At 72.0% G+C, this 16,858-nt stretch carries 15 protein-coding genes and 1 pseudogene; 6 read left to right on the plus strand and 10 right to left on the minus strand.

All coding sequences use genetic code 11. The features are described 5' to 3' along the window. Positions 1 to 163 precede the first annotated feature (163 nt). From ACZ7MX_RS05935 to ACZ7MX_RS05950, 4 genes are all read right to left on the minus strand, one after another. The gene (locus ACZ7MX_RS05935; protein WP_472129722.1) at positions 164 to 589 is read right to left on the minus strand and encodes a (deoxy)nucleoside triphosphate pyrophosphohydrolase; all 426 of its coding nucleotides are present in this window, start codon (positions 587 to 589) and stop codon (positions 164 to 166) included. Between the two features lie 50 nt (positions 590 to 639). Then, the gene (locus ACZ7MX_RS05940) at positions 640 to 819 is read right to left on the minus strand and encodes an SPOR domain-containing protein (protein WP_030412215.1); all 180 of its coding nucleotides are present in this window, start codon (positions 817 to 819) and stop codon (positions 640 to 642) included. A 265-nt stretch (positions 820 to 1,084) separates the two neighbouring features. Next, the gene (locus ACZ7MX_RS05945) at positions 1,085 to 2,788 is read right to left on the minus strand and encodes an APC family permease (RefSeq protein WP_472129724.1); all 1,704 of its coding nucleotides are present in this window, start codon (positions 2,786 to 2,788) and stop codon (positions 1,085 to 1,087) included. A 529-nt stretch (positions 2,789 to 3,317) separates the two neighbouring features. After that, entirely contained in the window at positions 3,318 to 4,070 is a 753-nt protein-coding gene (locus tag ACZ7MX_RS05950) for a GntR family transcriptional regulator (RefSeq protein ID WP_472129725.1), read from the minus strand. Between the two features lie 452 nt (positions 4,071 to 4,522). Here ACZ7MX_RS05950 and ACZ7MX_RS05955 point away from each other — a divergent pair, with 452 nt between their 5' ends. Further along, entirely contained in the window at positions 4,523 to 5,272 is a 750-nt protein-coding gene (locus ACZ7MX_RS05955; RefSeq protein ID WP_472129727.1) for a PIG-L deacetylase family protein, read from the plus strand. A gap of 88 nt (positions 5,273 to 5,360) precedes the next feature. On the opposite strand, the gene ACZ7MX_RS05960 is transcribed toward ACZ7MX_RS05955, so the two are convergent. Together ACZ7MX_RS05960 and ACZ7MX_RS05965 are read right to left on the minus strand one after the other, a co-directional pair. Continuing rightward, the gene (locus ACZ7MX_RS05960; RefSeq protein ID WP_472129729.1) at positions 5,361 to 6,326 is read right to left on the minus strand and encodes an alpha/beta fold hydrolase; all 966 of its coding nucleotides are present in this window, start codon (positions 6,324 to 6,326) and stop codon (positions 5,361 to 5,363) included. 338 nt (positions 6,327 to 6,664) lie between these two features. After that, complete coding sequence (locus tag ACZ7MX_RS05965) at positions 6,665 to 7,087, minus strand: ATP-binding protein (RefSeq protein ID WP_472129731.1); 423 nt, start codon at positions 7,085 to 7,087, stop codon at positions 6,665 to 6,667. 178 nt (positions 7,088 to 7,265) lie between these two features. Here ACZ7MX_RS05965 and ACZ7MX_RS05970 point away from each other — a divergent pair, with 178 nt between their 5' ends. Continuing rightward, positions 7,266 to 8,033 (plus strand): IclR family transcriptional regulator, encoded by a 768-nt coding sequence (locus ACZ7MX_RS05970; RefSeq protein WP_472129733.1) that lies wholly within the window; start codon positions 7,266 to 7,268, stop codon positions 8,031 to 8,033. 36 nt (positions 8,034 to 8,069) lie between these two features. Beyond that, complete coding sequence (gene glpK / locus ACZ7MX_RS05975) at positions 8,070 to 9,587, plus strand: glycerol kinase GlpK (protein WP_472129735.1); 1,518 nt, start codon at positions 8,070 to 8,072, stop codon at positions 9,585 to 9,587. Positions 9,588 to 9,724: 137 nt separating this feature from the next. Here glpK and ACZ7MX_RS05980 read toward each other — a convergent pair whose 3' ends face one another. Further along, a complete protein-coding gene (locus ACZ7MX_RS05980; RefSeq protein WP_472129737.1) occupies positions 9,725 to 10,108 on the minus strand; it encodes a VOC family protein in 384 nt (127 codons plus the stop codon). A gap of 169 nt (positions 10,109 to 10,277) precedes the next feature. On the opposite strand from ACZ7MX_RS05980, the gene ACZ7MX_RS05985 reads away from it, so the two are divergent. Beyond that, positions 10,278 to 11,165, plus strand: a complete 888-nt coding sequence (locus ACZ7MX_RS05985) for a TetR/AcrR family transcriptional regulator C-terminal domain-containing protein (protein ID WP_472129738.1) — start codon at positions 10,278 to 10,280, stop codon at positions 11,163 to 11,165. Between the two features lie 43 nt (positions 11,166 to 11,208). Here the strand turns inward: ACZ7MX_RS05985 and ychF are convergent, their stop codons facing one another. Then, a complete protein-coding gene (gene ychF / locus ACZ7MX_RS05990) occupies positions 11,209 to 12,297 on the minus strand; it encodes a redox-regulated ATPase YchF (RefSeq protein WP_472129740.1) in 1,089 nt (362 codons plus the stop codon). A 387-nt stretch (positions 12,298 to 12,684) separates the two neighbouring features. Between ychF and ACZ7MX_RS05995 the strand changes: the two are divergent. Beyond that, positions 12,685 to 13,257: pseudogene (locus ACZ7MX_RS05995) on the plus strand (DUF6542 domain-containing protein); the annotation flags it as partial. 13 nt (positions 13,258 to 13,270) lie between these two features. Here the strand turns inward: ACZ7MX_RS05995 and ppgK are convergent. Then, positions 13,271 to 14,158: a polyphosphate--glucose phosphotransferase gene (gene ppgK, locus ACZ7MX_RS06000; RefSeq protein WP_472129742.1), complete on the minus strand. Its 888-nt coding sequence runs from the start codon at positions 14,156 to 14,158 to the stop codon at positions 13,271 to 13,273. A gap of 98 nt (positions 14,159 to 14,256) precedes the next feature. After that, on the minus strand, positions 14,257 to 15,315 hold the full coding sequence (locus ACZ7MX_RS06005; RefSeq protein ID WP_472129744.1) for a 4-hydroxy-3-methylbut-2-enyl diphosphate reductase: 1,059 nt from the start codon (positions 15,313 to 15,315) through the stop codon (positions 14,257 to 14,259). An 88-nt stretch (positions 15,316 to 15,403) separates the two neighbouring features. Between ACZ7MX_RS06005 and ACZ7MX_RS06010 the strand changes: the two genes are divergently transcribed. After that, the gene (locus ACZ7MX_RS06010) at positions 15,404 to 16,813 is read left to right on the plus strand and encodes an APC family permease (protein WP_472129746.1); all 1,410 of its coding nucleotides are present in this window, start codon (positions 15,404 to 15,406) and stop codon (positions 16,811 to 16,813) included. Positions 16,814 to 16,858 lie beyond the last annotated feature (45 nt).

Below are 16,858 nucleotides of genomic sequence, written 5' to 3' on the forward strand. Positions count from 1 at the left end.
GGTCCGCGATGCGCCGGGCGCGCCGGCCGGCGGACGGGCAACCGCACGCCCTCAGGGGGCCGCTCAGCGGCCTTGCAGCAGGGATCCGGACCGCTCGGCGACCAGCGGCGCAACAGCACCGGCTCGGACCGCTCAGCGGCGTACGGGCACGGGCCCGGACCCCTCAGCGGCGTACGCCCGGTATTCCGGCGGCCGCGACAGCCAGCCGTCGCATCGCCTCGGCGACCGCCGGCCGGTCCTGGTCCAGCCAGTCGACCTGCTCTTCCTCCCCGGGGCGCAGCCAGCGCAGCTCGTCGTGGTCCTGCAGCGGCTGCGGCACCCCGGACACCAGCCGCGCCGTCCACACCTGGAGGACGTAGCCGGGCCGCAGCACCCACTCCCCCGGGATGCGGTCCCCGATCTCGGTCTCGACGCCGAGCTCCTCGCGCAGCTCGCGCTCCAGCGCCCGCTCGGGCGTCTCGCCGTCCTCGACCTTGCCGCCGGGCAGCTCCCAGCGGCCGGCCAGCGCGGGCGGTGCACTGCGCCGGGCGGCCAGCAGCCGCCCGCCTTCGCACACCGCTCCGCCCACCACTACGTGCACCGTCGTCATGCGCGGCAGCCTACGTCCCCCGTCCTCGTCCCGCTTCTGCGCGGCGTCCCTCAGGTCGTCGCGCGATCGGCCTTCTCGACCACGTAGAGCCGCCGGCTGCCCCGGGTATCGAGCCGTTCGGCCACCCGCTCCGCCTCCGCTCGGGTGGCATAACGGCCCACGCGATACCGGTTGCCGCCTTCGTCCTGGCGGATGACGAGCCAGGGCAGCACGGCTCCGTTGTCGGTCATTGCGCCCCTCCGTCCGCCGGACAGCGCGCCGTGGCGCGCCCCTGGTCTGCTGATGCCGAAATCGCAATCCGCATATGCCCGAGCGTACGCCCGACCTTTACTCACCGGATATGGATTTTCACAAAGAGATACCGAACCGGCCACCCGCGGGCCCCGGCGTACCGAGGCGGCCCGCGAGTGGCCGGTGGGGCCCGGAGGGCCCGGGCAGGTGGGGTGGTGAGGGAGGGCGACCGGTCCCCGGCCGCCCCGAGGACGGAAGTCCGGGTTACGCCCCTACGGACGCCTTGGCCCCCTCGGCCTCTCCCGTCTCGTCCGCCGCACGGCTCTGGGCCTCGGCGGTGAGCTCGTCCTCGACCGTCACCAGGGACGGGTTGCGCCAGGAGCTGCGCACGCCCCAGTAGTAGAAGGCGAGCGCGATCGCGGCGACCAGGAGGATGTCCCAGCCCTCGGGCAGGTAGCCCTTGCCGCCGAAGTCCTTGCCGCCCAGGTACGACACGGCGGCCATGACCAGCAGGTACGCCACCATCCAGGCGCCGGCCTTCAGGTGCGGAAGCAGCGCGGCCCACGGCTTGCGGCCCTGGGTGAGCGGCTTGCCGATCTCGTACCAGGCCCAGACGGGCAGGCCGACGGCCATGATCAGGATGACCTTGCCGGTCAGCGGCCAGCGGCCCCAGTAGAGGACCAGCGAGCCGAAGATCATCGCGATCGGTGCGATGACCGGCATGGCGCGCAGCTTGACCGGGCGCTTGAGGTCCGGCGAAAGCCGGCGCAGCGACATCACGGCGACCGGGCCGGTGATGTACGAGATGACCGTGGCGACCGAGACGATCTCGGCCAGCGAGCCCCAGCCGCGGAAGACCGCGAGGAAGAGGAACGCGATCACGAGGTTGAGCAGCAGCGCCGGGCGCGGCACACCGGTCTTCTTGTCCACCTTGCCGAAGACGCCGGGCAGGTGGCCGTTCTCCTGCACGCCCTGGATCATGCGCGAGGTGGTGGCGGCGTAGATCATGCCGGTGCCGGACGGCGAGACGAAGGCGTCCGCGTAGAGCAGCAGCGCGAGCCAGTTCAGGCCCCAGGCCACGGCCAGGTCGGCGAGCGGCGAGTTGAAGCCGAGGCCGGCCCAGCCGCCGTTGGCGCCCAGCTTGTCGCCGGGGACCGCCATCAGGAACGCGACCTGCAGCGCCACGTAGATCACCAGCGCGATGATGATCGACGAGATGACGGCCTTGGGCAGCGACTTGCCGGGGTTGCGGGCCTCGGCGGCGAGGTTCAGCGGGGACTGGAAGCCGTTGTAGGCCCAGACGATGCCGGAGACCGCGACGGCGGTGAAGACCGAGCTCCAGCCGTTGGGGGTGAAGCCGCCGTGGTGCACGATGTTGCCGGTGTCGAAGTGCGCCAGCATCAGGGCACTGGCGGTCAGCACCGGGACGACGACCTTGAAGACCGTGATCGCGGTGTTGGTCTTCGCGAACAGCGAGATCGCGAACCAGTTGAGGAAGAAGTAGAAGATCAGCAGGATGCTGGCGAGCCCGACGCCGGTGCCGGTCAGCTCCTTGCCGTCGTAGAGCGCCTGCGCCCAGCCGAAGTCCCACGAGCTCATGTACTGGACGGAGGCGGTGGCCTCGCCGGGGATGACCGAGACGATGGCGATCCAGTTCGCCCACGCGGCGAGGTAGCCGGCGAGCGAGCCGTGCGAGTACTGGCCGTAACGGACCATGCCGCCGGCCTTCGGGAACATCGCGCCGAGCTCGGAGTAGGTCAGGGCGATGGTGAGTGCGACCAGTGCGCCGATGATCCAGGCGATGATCGCGGCCGGTCCCGCGATGGCGGCGGCCCGCTCGGCCCCGAAGAGCCAGCCGGAGCCGATGATGGACCCGAGACCCGTGGCGGTCAGGGCGATGGTCCCGAGGGACCGACGGTAATGCGAATGCGCACCCTGCTCCGCACCCGGGTTTTTCGTCGTGCTCACGTGCTGGTCTCCTGGTCTTCCCCCGTGCCGTGCACAAACTTCGCCATCGTAAGAGCGAATCCGAAGATCGGCTTCCCGCTCTCGGCCAAAACAGCCGCCCAGTTGAGCCTCTGTGAGTTTTCCAACACCAAGATCCGGCCAACATTTACGTACGTACGGGGGCGAAACGGACACCGGACTTGAGGCTGAAAGTAACTACGGATCTCGCACGAGGCGGGGGCCGGGGGCTTCAGGTGGGGGTTCCGGTGGGGCTTCAAGAGGGGCTTCCGGCCGGGGGTTCCGGCCTGCGCGTCTGGGGGGATAGCGGCTGTCATGCGGGAATACCGCCGTCCCTCGCGCCGTTGTCGGCCCACAGGGGGTGCTCGCAACCCTTAGGGGATCTGTTCGACCCGGCCCTAGGGGCCGGCGGCTTACGCGCCCGGAAGTCAGCCGCTGCACGGGACAGGGACCAGCGGCTCTACGGGGCGCAGCGGGGCCCAGCGAGGGCCGGCCCAGCGCCCGCCCACCCCGCCCCCGACGCCTACTTCACCTACTTCACCGGCAGGTGGTACGCGACCCGGTAGCGGTCCGCGAGCGTGACGATGTCGGCCGTCTCGACCGGGCGGCCGCCCGCGAAGTACGTCCGCGAGATCACCAGCACCGCATGGCCCGGGACCCCGCCCAGCGCCATGGCCTCCTCGGCCAGGGCCGCCCGCGCGCCGACCTCCTCGATGACGTTGTCCACCACCACATCGATGGCCGCCATCCGCTCGACGACACCGCGCCCGGCCAGCGGCCCCTCCTCGGGCAGCATCACCGGCGTCCGGCCGGTCACGTCCAGCGGTTCCCAGGACGTCGAGAGCATCGCCGGCTCGCCCTCCGCGCGGAAGAGGTAGTGGGTCCGCATGACCCGGCCGCCCGGCGGGATCCGCAGCCGGCCGGCCACCGCCGAACTGGCCGCCTCCTGCTCGCTGCTGGACTCCCAGGTGCCGCGCACCCGCTCGTCCGTCTGCTCCTGCCGGAAGGGCGTACACCCACCCGCCGCATGGAACCCGACCCGCGCGATACGCCGCGGAACGGGCCGCTCGCGCACGTACGTCCCGGACCCCGAGCGGCCCTCGACGAGCCCCTCCGCCATCAGGACCTTGCGGGCCTCCAGGGCGACGGTGTCCGAGACGCCGTACTCCTCGCGGATCCGGGCCTGGGAGGGGAGGCGGGTGTGCGGCGGCAGCACCCCGTCGACGATCTTCTGGCGCAGGTCGCCGGCGACGCGGAGGTACGCGGGCTGCTCACCGAAAGGCACGTGCCCCTCCCAACAGCTTGACAGTCAGCAACAGCGTGGCAACCGCGCGTGGTCGACCGCAACCTCGGGCCAGATATTCACCTGTTGTGATGAAACCCAGCTCAGCCACCTGGGGACTGTCCGTGCTCGCACCGGCATTCCGCATCTTCCGCCTCGCCCACCTCCGGCGTCACACCCGCACGCGCCACCTCGTCGTGTCACGATCGTCCACACGGCGTCCCCACGCCCCCATGACGGGGGCTGACGGCGACCCCGACGAACGGGACGGTCCGACGGCCGCCCCGACGGAACATCCGGACGACCGCCCGGAAAAGCGAACGAAAAACGACCGAAAAACGACCGTGCCGGACGACTCTGGAACGGAAACGACCACCCGGAACGGAAACGACCACCCCGAGCAATCACGATCGCCCGAACAGGAACGATCACCCGGAGCAGGAAGGAAGGCGCCCATGCCCGCCGAGTCCCACCTCTCCCCCATGCCCAAGGACTGGCAGCGGGCCCTCGCCGTCGCCGCCCACCCCGACGACCTCGAATACGGCGCCGCGGCAGCCATCGCCGAATGGACCGCCGCCGGGCGGGAGGTGAGCTACCTCCTGGTCACCCGCGGCGAGGCCGGTATCGACGGGCTGGCCCCCGACGAATGCGCCCGGGTGCGCGAGGCCGAACAGCGGGCCGGCGCCGCGCTCGTCGGCGTCCATACCGTGGAATTCCTCGACCACCACCGGGACGGCACGATCGAGGGCGGGACGGCGCTGCGCCGCGACCTCTCGGCGGCCATCCGCCGCCACCGCCCGGAGCTCCTGATCACCCTCAACCACCACGACACATGGGCCGGGGTGCACTGGAACACCCCGGACCACCGGGTGGTCGGCCGGGCGGTCCTGGACGCGGCGGGCGACGCCGGCAACCGCTGGATCTTCCCGGAGCTCGCCGAAGCGCTCGGCCTCGCCCCCTGGAACGGCGTCCGCTGGGTGGCGGTGGCCGGCTCGCCGTACCCCACGCACGCCGCCGAGGTCGGCCCCGGCATCGACCGCGCGGTGGCCTCGCTGGCGGCGCACAGTACGTACATCAACGGCCTGCGCGGCCGCGGTCAGGACGCGCAGTCCTACGCCCGCACCTTCATCGAGCAGGCCCTCCGCACCGGCGGGGAACGTCACCGGGGCCGCCCGGCAACCCTGTTCGAGCTGTTCCCGCGCTAGGCCCCCGTACGGTCAGGAACCCCAAGCCACCGACCCTGCACCCCCGTTCACCGCGCCACCGCCCCCGTTCATCGTTCCCCACCCCCGTTCACCGCGCCCCGCGCCCGTTCACCGCGCCCGCCGCGAATGTGGCCACCAGCTCCGCGATCTCCTCCGGCCGTTCCAGGACCATCGCATGGGTGGCGTCCACCCCGGCGACGGTCACGTACGGCTGGGTCCGGGCGAGCTCCGCCAGATCGCGCCGCAGGCCCTCCGTATAGGCCGCCATCAGGTCGTCGAACCACGACGGCACGCCCGGCACCGGCGGGTTGGGGCGCAGCGCCCGGGCGATCAGCAGCGGCCGGGAGACGTTCCGGTAGTGCCCGAACAGGTCGATCACGGCCATCGCCTCCTGCAGCTCCCTGGCCTGCTGCCGCCCGGGCCGCAGGAAGAGCCGCCCGTCCCCGGCCTCCGCCAGCGACCGCCGCACCCCGGCCTCCATCACGTCGGCGGGAATCCCCAACTCCGCGGCCATGCGGGTCTGATAACCGATCACCCCCGCCAACGCCGCCGCCTCGAAAGGCCGTCCGCCCGCCTCCTCGGCGAACTGCCGTGCCTCGGCGAGCCGTTCCCGCACCCACTCCGGGTCCGGCCCCACATACTGTTCGGGCCGCCCCATCCCGTGCCCGTCGAGGTTCACCGCCGCGGGCACGACGTCCGCCAGGGCCTCCAGGCACCGTACGGCCACCATCCCGCCGAGGGAGTGCCCGACCACCACGGCCCGCGGTATCCCGCACGCCGTCAGCACCGCCCGTACGTCCTCGACGGCCACCTCGAACGTCCACGGCACCGCCCCGTCCCCCGACCGCCCATGGCCGCGCAGGTCCATCGCCAGCACCCGGTGCCCGGCGGCCAGCAGGGGCGCCACCCGCTCCCAGTCCATGAGCGTCCGCCCGGCCCCGTGCAGCAACAGCACGGCCGTCCCCGCCCCGCCGTGATCCCGTACCGCCAGCTCCACCCCGTCGCCGGCCTCGCACACGAGGTCCCGGCCCGCATTCCGCGCGCTTCGTGTCATGCGTTCACGCTAGGGCCGCCGAACGCGTTCAAGATCATCCGCGAAGTCGATGCGCCGGACTCCCTTTCCGGGAGAGAATGGATCATCCCCCTCCACCCGGCGCCGGTACGTCTAGGGAGACGGCACGGCCCGGGAGCCGCCGGTACGTCCCCGGCGCCGGTACGTCCCCGGAGACGGCACGCAAAGCGGGCCCCGCCCCTCAGGAGCCGGACCCTCTTCGACCGGTGCACGCGGCACTACGGCAGCACACCCCCGCGCCAGCGAACGGCGGCCGCCGGCCGCCGGAGGAATCCAAGGATTCCAAGGAATCCCCTGGTCACCGACGGCGATTCAACGACTCACGCGCCGTGGAGCTCCGCCCACCGGGTGGTGCGGCCCGCGTGGACCCGCGTGCCGCACTCGGCCGCCAGGGCGGTGACGATGCCGAGCCCGCGGCCGTGTTCGCCCGCGCGGCGCTCGACGACCGGCTGCCCGTCCGCCGTCGCGGACCCGGTGTCGGTGACCTCGACGCGCAGGGCGTTGGGCCCGTCGACGCTCCGCGACAGTCGCAGCACCGCCGGTGGCCGGGCGTGCACGACCGCGTTGGTGACGAGTTCGGAGACCACGAGGAGCGCGTCCTCGGCGAGGTCCGGGGTCAGGTTCCAGCCGGCCAGGACCGTACGCACCCGTCGGCGTACGACCGAGACGGCTTCGGGGATGTGGGGCAGCGGCCAGACGTGCTCGACCGCCTCCCCGACCACCGCTCCGAGCTGTGCCGTCATGCCGCCTCCTCCCAGGCCCCCCTACCGGCTGGATGCCGGGCTTTGAAGGGACGCTATGGGGGACGGTGGAGACGGTCAATGAACGGCGGTCGGCATTACCGAACGCTCCCCGCGAAGGCCCGTTCCTTCGGGCAGATGCCGACCGCGGGACTACGATCCGCGGGACTACGATTGCCTCATGGCCGGCCCGGTCCAGTCGATCGAACGGGCGGCGGCAATCCTGCGTCTGCTCGCCAGTGGGCCCCGTCGGCTCGGGCTGGGTGAGGTGGCCGCGTCCCTCGCACTGGCGAAGGGCACCACCCACGGCATTCTGCGCACCCTGCAGAACATCGACTTCGTCGAGCAGGACCCGGCGACCGGAAAGTACCAGCTCGGGGCCGCGCTGCTGCACCTGGGCACCAGCTACCTCGACGTGAACGAGCTGCGGTCCCGCTCCATCAACTGGGCCGATGCCCTGGCCGCCCGCAGTGGGGAGGCGGTCCGCCTGGGCGCGCCCCTGGAGGGCAAGGTGCTCATCGTCCACCACGTCTTCCGCCCCGACGACACCCTCCAGACCCTCGACGTGGGCGCGCTGCTTCCGCTGCACGCCTCCTCGCTCGGCAAGGTGCTGCTGGCCTTCGGCAGTGTGCCGCTGGAGCCGGCCGTGGAGGCCGGGCTGGAGGCGTACACCCGGCACACCCTGGTCGACCGCGAGAGCCTCTCCCGGGCGCTCACCGAGGTCCGCGAGCTCGGGTGGGCGGCCGAAGTCCAGGAGATGATCACGGGGGAGGCCGGCATCGCCGCGCCGGTCCGGGGACACGGCGGCCTCGTGGTGGGCGCCATCGGGGTCTCCGGCACGGTCGAGCGGATCTGTGACGCCAAAGGGGTCCCGCAGCCGGCCCTGGTCACCCAGGTCCGCCACGCCGCCCGGGCGATCTCCAGAGATCTTGGGGCCGCCCGCTGGTGAGCCACCGCCCTCGTGCACCGCAACGGAAGGTTGATCATGGTTAAGCGGTATGTGATGTCCATCGACCAGGGCACCACCTCCACCCGATGCATCCTGTTCGACCACCAGGGGCGGCTGGTGTCGGTCGCCCAGCGGGAGCACCAGCAGTACTTCCCCCGGCCCGGGTGGGTCGAGCACGACGCCGTCGAGATCTGGCACACCCTGCAGCGCGTGGTGCCGCAGGCGCTCTCCCATGCGGATGTCGGTGCCGACGAGGTCGCCGCCGTCGGGATCGCCAACCAGCGCGAGACGACCGTGCTGTGGGACCCCCGTACGGGCACCCCGCTGGGCAGGGCGATCGTCTGGCAGGACACCCGTACGGCTCCGCTGGTGGAGGACCTCCGTAGCCGGCCCGGGGACGAGTTCTTCCTCCGGCGCTGCTGCCTGGCCCCTTCCGCGTACTTCTCCGCGCCCCGGATCCGCTGGCTGTTCGACCATGTCGACGGGCTGCGGCAGCGCGCCGAGGACGGCGAGGTGCTGTTCGGCACGATGGAGAGCTGGCTGATCTGGAACCTCACCGGCGGGCCGGCCGGCGGCGTGCACCTCACCGACGTCACCAACGCCAGCCGCACCATGCTCATGAACATCAGCACCCTCGACTGGGACGAGGAACTGCTGGGGTTCTTCGGGGTCCCCCGGCCGATGCTCCCGGAGATCCGCGCCTCGGCCGAGAGCTACGGGGCCGCCCGTGCCGTCATCCCGGGCGTCCCCATCACCGCGGCCCTCGGTGACCAGCAGGCGGCGCTCTTCGGGCAGACCTGTTTCGCCCCCGGCGAGGCGAAGTGCACCTACGGAACCGGCAGTTTCCTGCTGCTCAACACCGGCACCGACCTCGTACGGTCCCGGCACGGACTGCTCACCACGGTCGCCTACAAGGTCGAGGACCAGCCCGCGGTCTACGCGCTCGAAGGCCCGATCGCCGTCACGGGCGCGCTGGTCCAGTGGTTCCGCGACCGGCTGGGGCTGATCAGCACCGCCCCCGAGATCGAGACGCTCGCGCGCACCGTCGAGAACAACGGCGGCTGCTACATCGTCCCGGCCTTCTCCGGCCTGTACGCGCCGCACTGGCGCAGCGACGCCCGCGGGGTCATCGTCGGCCTCACCTCGTACATCACCAAGGGGCACCTGGCCCGGGCCGTGCTGGAGGCCACCGGCTGGCAGACCCGGGAGGTGGTCGACGCCATGAACGCCGACTCCTCGCTCGCGCTGAAGGTGCTCAAGGTGGACGGCGGGATGACGTCGGACAACCTGCTCATGCAGTTCCTGGCCGATGTGCTCGACGTGCCCGTGGTGCGCCCCATGGCCGTCGAAACGGTCTCCCTGGGCGCCGCCTACGCCGCCGGTCTCGCCGCCGGCTACTGGCCCGACATGGAGGTCCTGCGCCACAACTGGCACCGGGCCGCCCAGTGGCTGCCGGACATGTCCCCCGAGCGGCGGGAGGCGGAGTACGAGGACTGGAAGCGGGCGGTCGAGCGCTCCCTCGGCTGGATCAAGTCGTCGCCACGCCCACCCTGAAAATCCACAACGAGGTGACGTGGGGTCACCCAGGCGGCGTTACGTGGCTCGCTGCACGTTGAACCTGCCCGATGCACTCACCGACCCCCGCCCGCGCCCTGACACGCCGCCGGAACCTTTCCTCATCGACCCCCTGGTCACCGGGCCGGCGTGACCCAGTCGACGAGCTGGATGATCACGCCGTTCGGGTCGGTCACCTGGAAGAGCCGCTCGCCCCACGGTTCTTCGCGCAGCGGCATGGTGATGGTGACTCCCTCGCCCTGCAGCCGCTCGTATTCGGCCTCCAGATCAGTCACGGTGAAGGCGACGATGAGCCCGGCGGCGTGCTGCTCCCGGAAGCCCTCGGGCAGGACCTCGATCCCTCGCCGCAGGAAGATCACGTTGGCCGCGTCCTCGCGGACCAGGGAGGCGAAGCCGTCCGCGCCGGCGGCCTCGGTGAAGCCGAAGTGCTTGGTGAGGAAGCGGGCGGAGACGGCGACATCGTCGACGTTCAGGGAAATGGCAGTGGCGGTGACCTGCATGTTCTCTCTCCAGGGTGGACGCGGGTCGACGGATCCGGCAGGCGAGCCGGCCGCATGCGAGTAACTCTATACGTTGTATTCTATACTGCGTAGAGAGTTTAGGGAGTGGTAGAGAGTCAGGGGTCAGGCTCCGCGCTGCACGCAAGAGGCGTGCGGGAGAATGTGAGCCATGGCAAAGGCGAAGGACCGCACCGGCGCAGGCGACCCGGCGCGCACGCTTGAACTGCTGTGGCGCGAGGGAGGACACAAGTCCGGCAGGCGCGGGCCGAAGCAGCAGTTCAGCCTCGACGTCGTCGTACAGACCGCCATCGAGCTCGCCGACCGCGACGGCCTGGACACGCTCACCATGCGCCGTATCGCCCAGGAGCTCGGCGTCACGCCGATGACGCTCTACACCTACGTCCCGGGCAAGGCCGAGCTGCTCGACCTCATGCTCGACACCGTCTACCAGCAGATGCCGCGCACCGAGCATCTTCCGGGTGCCTGCTGGCGCGCCCGTGCCACGACCGTCGCCCACGAGAACCGGGCCCTTCTACGGCGACACCCCTGGGTGGCCACCCTGCCCATCACGCGCCCTGCCCTCGGGCCCGGCCTGATGGCCAAGTACGAGCATGAGCTGGGGGCCTTCGACGGGATCGGGCTCGACGACATCGAGATGGACGCGGCGCTCACCCACCTCCTCGCCTTCGTCCAGTCCACCGCCCGCACCGCACTCGACGCCCAGGCCGCCGACCGCGACAGCGCCATGTCGGACGAGCAGTGGTGGGCCGCCAACGCCCCCCTCCTCGCCCGTGTCTTCGACCCCGACCGCTACCCGCTCGCCACCCGCGTGGGCAGCGCGGCGGGCGAGACCCACCAGGGCGCGTACCACCCCGACCACGCCTACGAGTTCGGACTGCGGTGCGTACTCGACGGCTTCGCGGCGCTCGTCGAGAGGCGTGGCGGCGCCCGCACTCAGGCCGAGGACCCTCAGGGCAGCCCGGCCCGGACCGTTCGCACGGAGCCAGCAACGGAAACGACAACGGGGTCGACCCGTCATGGGATCGACCCCGCTTGACCTGGCGCGGTTGCTGGTCGCTACGTTGACGCTTTCGAACGCGTCACACGTTGAACCGGAACTCCACCACATCCCCGTCCTGCATCACATACTCCTTGCCCTCCATGCGGGCCTTGCCCGCGGAGCGGGCTTCGGCTACCGAGCCGGTCTCCACCAGGTCGGCGAAGGAGATGACCTCGGCCTTGATGAAGCCCTTCTGGAAGTCGGTGTGGATGACGCCCGCGGCCTCGGGGGCGGTGGCGCCCTGCTTGATGGTCCAGGCGCGGGTTTCCTTGGGGCCGGCGGTCAGGTAGGTCTGCAGGCCGAGGGTGCGGAAGCCGACGTGGGCGAGGGTGGCGAGGCCGGGCTCCTCCTGGCCGACGGACTGGAGGAGTTCGAGGGCCTCGTCCTCGTCCAGTTCGGCGAGGTCGGCCTCCAGCTTGGCGTTGAGGAAGATCGCCTCGGCGGGGGCGACCAGTTCGCGCTGCTCGTTCTTGAAGTCCTCGTCGGTCAGCTCGTCCTCGTCGACATTGAAGACGTAGAGGAACGGCTTGGTGGTGAGGAGGTGGAGGTCGTGCAGGAGCTCGTTGCGCTCGCTGCCCTGGACGATCCCGTGGGCGAAGAGGGTGTCGCCCTTCTCCAGGATGGCCTTGGCCTCTTCGACGGCCTTGACCTTGGGGGCCACGTCCTTCTTGATCCGCGACTCCTTCACCAGGCGCGGCAGGACCTTCTCGATGGTCTGCAGGTCGGCGAGGATCAGCTCGGTGTTGATCGTCTCGATGTCGTCCTTGGGCGAGACCTTGCCGTCGACGTGGACGACGTTCTCGTCCTTGAAGGCGCGGATGACCTGGCAGATCGCGTCGGACTCGCGGATGTTCGCGAGGAACTTGTTGCCCAGGCCCTCGCCCTCGGAGGCGCCGCGGACGATGCCGGCGATGTCGACGAAGTCGACGGTGGCCGGGAGGATCTTCTGGGAGGAGAAGATCTCCGCGAGCTTGGCCAGGCGGGGGTCGGGGACGCCGACGACACCGACGTTCGGCTCGATGGTGGCGAACGGGTAGTTGGCCGCCAGCACGTCGTTCTTGGTCAGGGCGTTGAACAGGGTCGACTTGCCGACATTCGGCAGACCGACGATTCCGATCGTGAGCGACACGGTGGCGACTCGACTTCCGAAGGGAGAGTGGTGGGGTGGGCAACGGCCTCGTGAGGGGCCGATCCACCAGTCTACGGGGCGGGCGGCGGCGCCCGGCCGCCCCAGCCCGGGCCGGTGCCCCACCGCCGCGTCCCGCCTTCCGGCCCTCTCTTTGCCCGGCCCGCACCCGCTCGCGTCGAACGCAGTCCCAAGCTCGACCAAAGGGCGTGTCCCGTAACCGGTTAATACCACTTAGCGGCCTACCGTTGGCGAGTGGAGCAACACGAAGCGCGTATCCCCCAGCACGGCCCGCCGCGGTCCGGACGCCCGGCCGCGGACCACGACGCCCGGCTCCCGCGCCCGGCGGAGGCCGTGGCCCCCGACCCCGACGACGACTTCCTCTCCGCGATGCGGGCCTCCGGCTTCGCGTCCGTCCCGATCACCGCGCCCGCGCCCGCACGGGCCGCGGCGCGCGGCCCGGCGCAGGCGTGGGCCGCCCGGGGGCCCACCGCGGCGGCCGTGGCGGGCCCCGTGGGTGAGCGGGCGGCCGTGCCGCCCCCGGTGGGCCCGGAGTCCTCGGCCGTCTATCGGGCGCGTCCGCAGCGTCCGCTGCCCGCGGCGCCGGACGGCCTGCGGCGCCGGCTGCCCGCGGCCAAGCTCACCGGCCTGGGCTGCTGGCTGCTGGCGACCCTCGCGCTGCTCGCCTTCGCCTGCCTGGACCAGCTGCTGCTCGGCGGCGCCCAGACCCCGTACGGCGTGTTCTTCCTGCTGGTGGGCGTCGGCGCGGCGGTGTGGGTGCGGCCGTACGACCTGATCTGCGCGCCGGTCACGCTGCCGATCGCCTTCACGCTCGGCACGGTGCCGATCCACCGCGGCGGGGACGGTTTCGGCGGGCTGCTGATGGGCGTCTTCACCGTCCTGGCGCTGAACGCCGGCTGGCTCTACGCGGGCACGCTGGTCTGCGCGCTGATCGCGGTCGTCCGGTGGGCGGCGGTCAGCGCCCGGCGTCGGGCCAGCCGACCGGTGACGCGACCGCGGAACGGGGAGCCCGGGCCGGCGGACCGGGCGGCGGCGCGGAAGGCCGGCCGGGCCCGCCCGGGGCCACGGCCGCGGCAGGTGGCGCGCCAGCCCGAGCGGCGTACGCGGCCATCGCAGCCCCCACGATCCCCGCGTTGTTCTGAAGCTGAGCCGGCACGATCTCGGCCCTGATGCCCTCGATCAGCGGCAGGAACTTCTCGGCCCTGCGGCTCACCCCGCCGCCGATCACGAACAGCTCGGGCGAGAACAGCATCTCCACATGGGCGAGGTACTTCTGGACCCGGCGCGCCCAGCGCTGCCAGCTGAGGTCCTCGTCCTCCTTGACCTTGGTGGAGGCGCGCTTCTCGGCGTCGTGGCCGTTCAGTTCGAGGTGGCCGAGCTCGGTGTTCGCGAGGAGCCGGCCGTCGGTGAAGACGGCGCTGCCGATGCCGGTGCCGAGGGTGAGGACGATGACGGTGCCGGTGCGGCCGCGGCCGGCGCCGAAGCGCATCTCGGCCAGGCCGGCCGCGTCCGCGTCGTTGAGGAGGGTGACCGGGCAGCCGCCGGCCTCGCCGCCGAGCCGGTCGGTGAACAGGGCGGCGGCGTCGGTGCCGATCCATTGTTTGTCGACGTTGGCGGCGGTGCGGGTGATCCCGCCGGTGACCACTCCGGGGAAGGTCGCGCCGACCGGGCCGGTCCATCCGAAGTGCGCGACCACCTCGCGGACGCCGTCCGCGACGGCGTCCGGGGTGGCCGGATGCGGGGTCAGCACCTTGTGGCGCTCGTCGGCGAGTTCGCCGCGTTCGAGATCCACCGGGGCGCCCTTGATGCCCGATCCGCCGATGTCCACACCGAAGACCCTCATGGGAAAAGGCTAGGCGCGGACGGGCCCGGCCGCCCAGGGAACGCGGATCCGGCGGCGCTTTCGTCCGCCGGGGCCGCGCTCGTCGTCGGGCCGGGGCGTCAGGCGTCGGTGTCCTCGGTCGCGGCCTTGGCCTCGGCGCGCAGATCGCGGCGGAGCTCCTTGGGCAGCGAGAAGATGATGGACTCCTCGGCCGCCTTGACGATCTCGACGTCGCCGTAGCCGCGCTCGGCGAGCCACTCCAGGACCTGCTCGACCAGGACCTCCGGGACGGAGGCGCCGGAGGTGACGCCGACCGTGGTCACGCCCTCCAGCCAGGTCTCGTCGATCTCGTCGGCGAAGTCCACGAGGTAGGCCGCGCGGGCGCCGGCGAGCTTGGCGACCTCGACGAGCCGCTTGGAGTTGGAGGAGTTGCGGGAGCCGACCACGATGACCAGGTCCGCCTCGGCGCCCATCTGCTTCACGGCGAGCTGCCGGTTCTGGGTGGCGTAGCAGATGTCGTCGCTGGGCGGGGAGATGAGGCCCGGGAACTTGGTCTTCAGGGCGTCGACGGTCTCCATGGTCTCGTCCACGGAGAGGGTGGTCTGCGACAGCCAGACGATCTTCGACGGGTCGCGGACCTCGACCTTGTCGACGTCCTCGGGGCCGTCGACGAGCTGGATGTGGTCGGGGGCCTCACCGGAGGTGCCGATGACCTCCTCGTGGCCCTCGTGGCCGATCAGGAGGATGTCGTAGTCCTCCTTGGCGTAGCGGACGGCTTCCTTGTGGACCTTGGTCACCAGGGGGCAGGTCGCGTCGATGGTGGCGAGGCGGCCCTGCTTGGCCTCCTCGTGGACGACGGGGGCGACACCGTGTGCCGAGAACATCACGATGTTGCCCGGCGGGACCTCCTCCGTGCGCTCGACGAAGATCGCGCCCTTCTTCTCCAGGGTCTGCACGACGTACTTGTTGTGCACGATCTCGTGGCGTACGTAGACGGGCGCGCCGTACTGCTCCAGGGCTTTCTCGACGGCGATCACGGCGCGGTCCACGCCCGCGCAGTAGCCACGGGGGGCGGCGAGCAGGACCTTGCGGCCGGCGGGGGGACGGATGTCACTGGGACGCGCAGCGTCTCCACTGGGGGCGGCGGTGGGCGACGGGCGGGAAGTCATGCGTCCCATCGTAAGGGCCGTGCCCGGCGCCCGAAGATCCGCCGTTGGCCCAGACTGGGAGGCCACTGCGAAGGCCGGAACTACCGAGGAGGCCGGGATGGGGTCGGGGCGGCGGGCCGGCGCGGCGGAGGGGGCGGGGCCGGCGGCGCTGCGGCGGACGCTGACGTTCCGGGACCTGGTCGTCTACGGGCTGCTGTTCATCGCCCCGATGGCGCCGGTCGGGATCTTCGGCACCCTGCTGGCGAGGTCGCACGGCGCGATCACCGTGGTCTACGTGGTGGCGACGGCCGCGATGGCGTGCACGGCGTACTCGTACGCCCAGATGGTGCGGGTCGCGCCGCGGGCCGGGTCGGTCTACGCCTACGCCCGGGTGGGGCTGGGTGACGGTGCCGGGTTCGTGGCCGGGTGGATGGCGATGCTGGACTATCTGCTGATCCCGGCGGTGGCGTATCTGTTCTCCGGGATCGCGCTGCACGCCCTGGTGCCGTCGGTGCACCAGTGGGTGTGGACGGCGCTGGCCGTGGTGGTGACGACGCTGCTGAACCTGTGGGGCGTACGGACCGCGGCGGTGGTCGGCTTCGCGGTGCTGGCCCTGGAGCTCGCGGTGCTGCTGGTCTTCGTCGGCGCGGCCGGGTATGTGCTGGTCACCCAGGGGGCGCGGCGCGGCTGGAGCGAACCGTTCACCGGCGAGGGCGGGTTCTCGGTGGGCGCGGTGCTCGCGGCGGTGTCGGTCGCGGTCCTGTCCTTCCTGGGCTTCGACGCGATCGCGTCGTTCGCGGAGGAGTCGGCGGGCGGACCCCGGCGGGTCGCGCGGGCGGTGCTGGCCTGTCTGGCGGTGGCGGGGGTGCTGTTCGCCGTGCAGACGTATCTCGCGGCGCTGCTCGCCCCGGTGTCCGCGGCCGGACTGGCGGCCGGACCGGGTGAGCAGGGCAGCGCCTTCTACGTGACGGCGGAGGCGGCCGCCGGGCCGTGGCTGGGGCAGCTGGTGGCGGCCGGCAAGGCGGTCGGGGCGGCGTTCGCGGCGCTGGCGGGGCAGGCGGCGGCCGGGCGGCTGCTGTTCGCGATGGCCCGGGACCGGCGGCTGCCGGGGGCGATGGCCGAGGTGGACGCCCGCCGCGGGGTGCCGCGCCGGGCGCTGCTGGGCGCGGCGGGGGTGATGCTGGTGGCGGCGGTGTGGGCGGCGCGCCGGGACGACGGGCTGGAGCAGCTGTCGTCGGTCGTGAACGTGGGGGCGCTGACCGCGTTCGGGCTGCTGCACGCCTCGGTGATCGGCTGGTTCCGCTTCCGGGCGCGGGAGCGGGCCGGAGTGCCGGGCGTGCTGCGGCACGTGGTGGTGCCGCTGCTGGGGCTCGCGGTGGTGGTCGCGGTGCTCGTGGCGGCGTCGCCGACGGCGCGGGCCGTGGGCGGGTGCTGGCTGGCGGTGGGGCTGGTGTGGCTGGCGGTGCAGTACGGGCGGCGGTCGCGCGCCGGTGGGGCGGGGACCGGGGAGGGCGGGGCGGCGGGCTGAGGGCGAGGCGGCCGGCGCTGTCGGTGGCCGCCGCTACGCTCGCTC

This window comes from Streptomyces sp. NPDC107765 (genome assembly GCF_055657085.1).

What these genes read in the sequence shown, in the direction of transcription:
- ACZ7MX_RS05985 (WP_472129738.1), top strand. Translation starts at nt 10,278, where the DNA reads ATGGCAAAGGCGAAGGACCGCACCGGCGCAGGCGACCCGGCGCGCACG.
- ACZ7MX_RS06005 (WP_472129744.1), bottom strand. Translation starts at nt 15,315, where the DNA reads ATGGGACGCATGACTTCCCGCCCGTCGCCCACCGCCGCCCCCAGTGGA.
- ACZ7MX_RS05955 (WP_472129727.1), top strand. Translation starts at nt 4,523, where the DNA reads ATGCCCGCCGAGTCCCACCTCTCCCCCATGCCCAAGGACTGGCAGCGG.
- ACZ7MX_RS05970 (WP_472129733.1), top strand. Translation starts at nt 7,266, where the DNA reads ATGGCCGGCCCGGTCCAGTCGATCGAACGGGCGGCGGCAATCCTGCGT.
- ACZ7MX_RS05960 (WP_472129729.1), bottom strand. Translation starts at nt 6,326, where the DNA reads ATGACACGAAGCGCGCGGAATGCGGGCCGGGACCTCGTGTGCGAGGCC.
- ACZ7MX_RS06010 (WP_472129746.1), top strand. Translation starts at nt 15,404, where the DNA reads ATGGGGTCGGGGCGGCGGGCCGGCGCGGCGGAGGGGGCGGGGCCGGCG.
- glpK (WP_472129735.1), top strand. Translation starts at nt 8,070, where the DNA reads ATGGTTAAGCGGTATGTGATGTCCATCGACCAGGGCACCACCTCCACC.
- ACZ7MX_RS05965 (WP_472129731.1), bottom strand. Translation starts at nt 7,087, where the DNA reads ATGACGGCACAGCTCGGAGCGGTGGTCGGGGAGGCGGTCGAGCACGTC.
- ACZ7MX_RS05940 (WP_030412215.1), bottom strand. Translation starts at nt 819, where the DNA reads ATGACCGACAACGGAGCCGTGCTGCCCTGGCTCGTCATCCGCCAGGAC.
- ACZ7MX_RS05980 (WP_472129737.1), bottom strand. Translation starts at nt 10,108, where the DNA reads ATGCAGGTCACCGCCACTGCCATTTCCCTGAACGTCGACGATGTCGCC.
- ACZ7MX_RS05935 (WP_472129722.1), bottom strand. Translation starts at nt 589, where the DNA reads ATGACGACGGTGCACGTAGTGGTGGGCGGAGCGGTGTGCGAAGGCGGG.
- ppgK (WP_472129742.1), bottom strand. Translation starts at nt 14,158, where the DNA reads ATGAGGGTCTTCGGTGTGGACATCGGCGGATCGGGCATCAAGGGCGCC.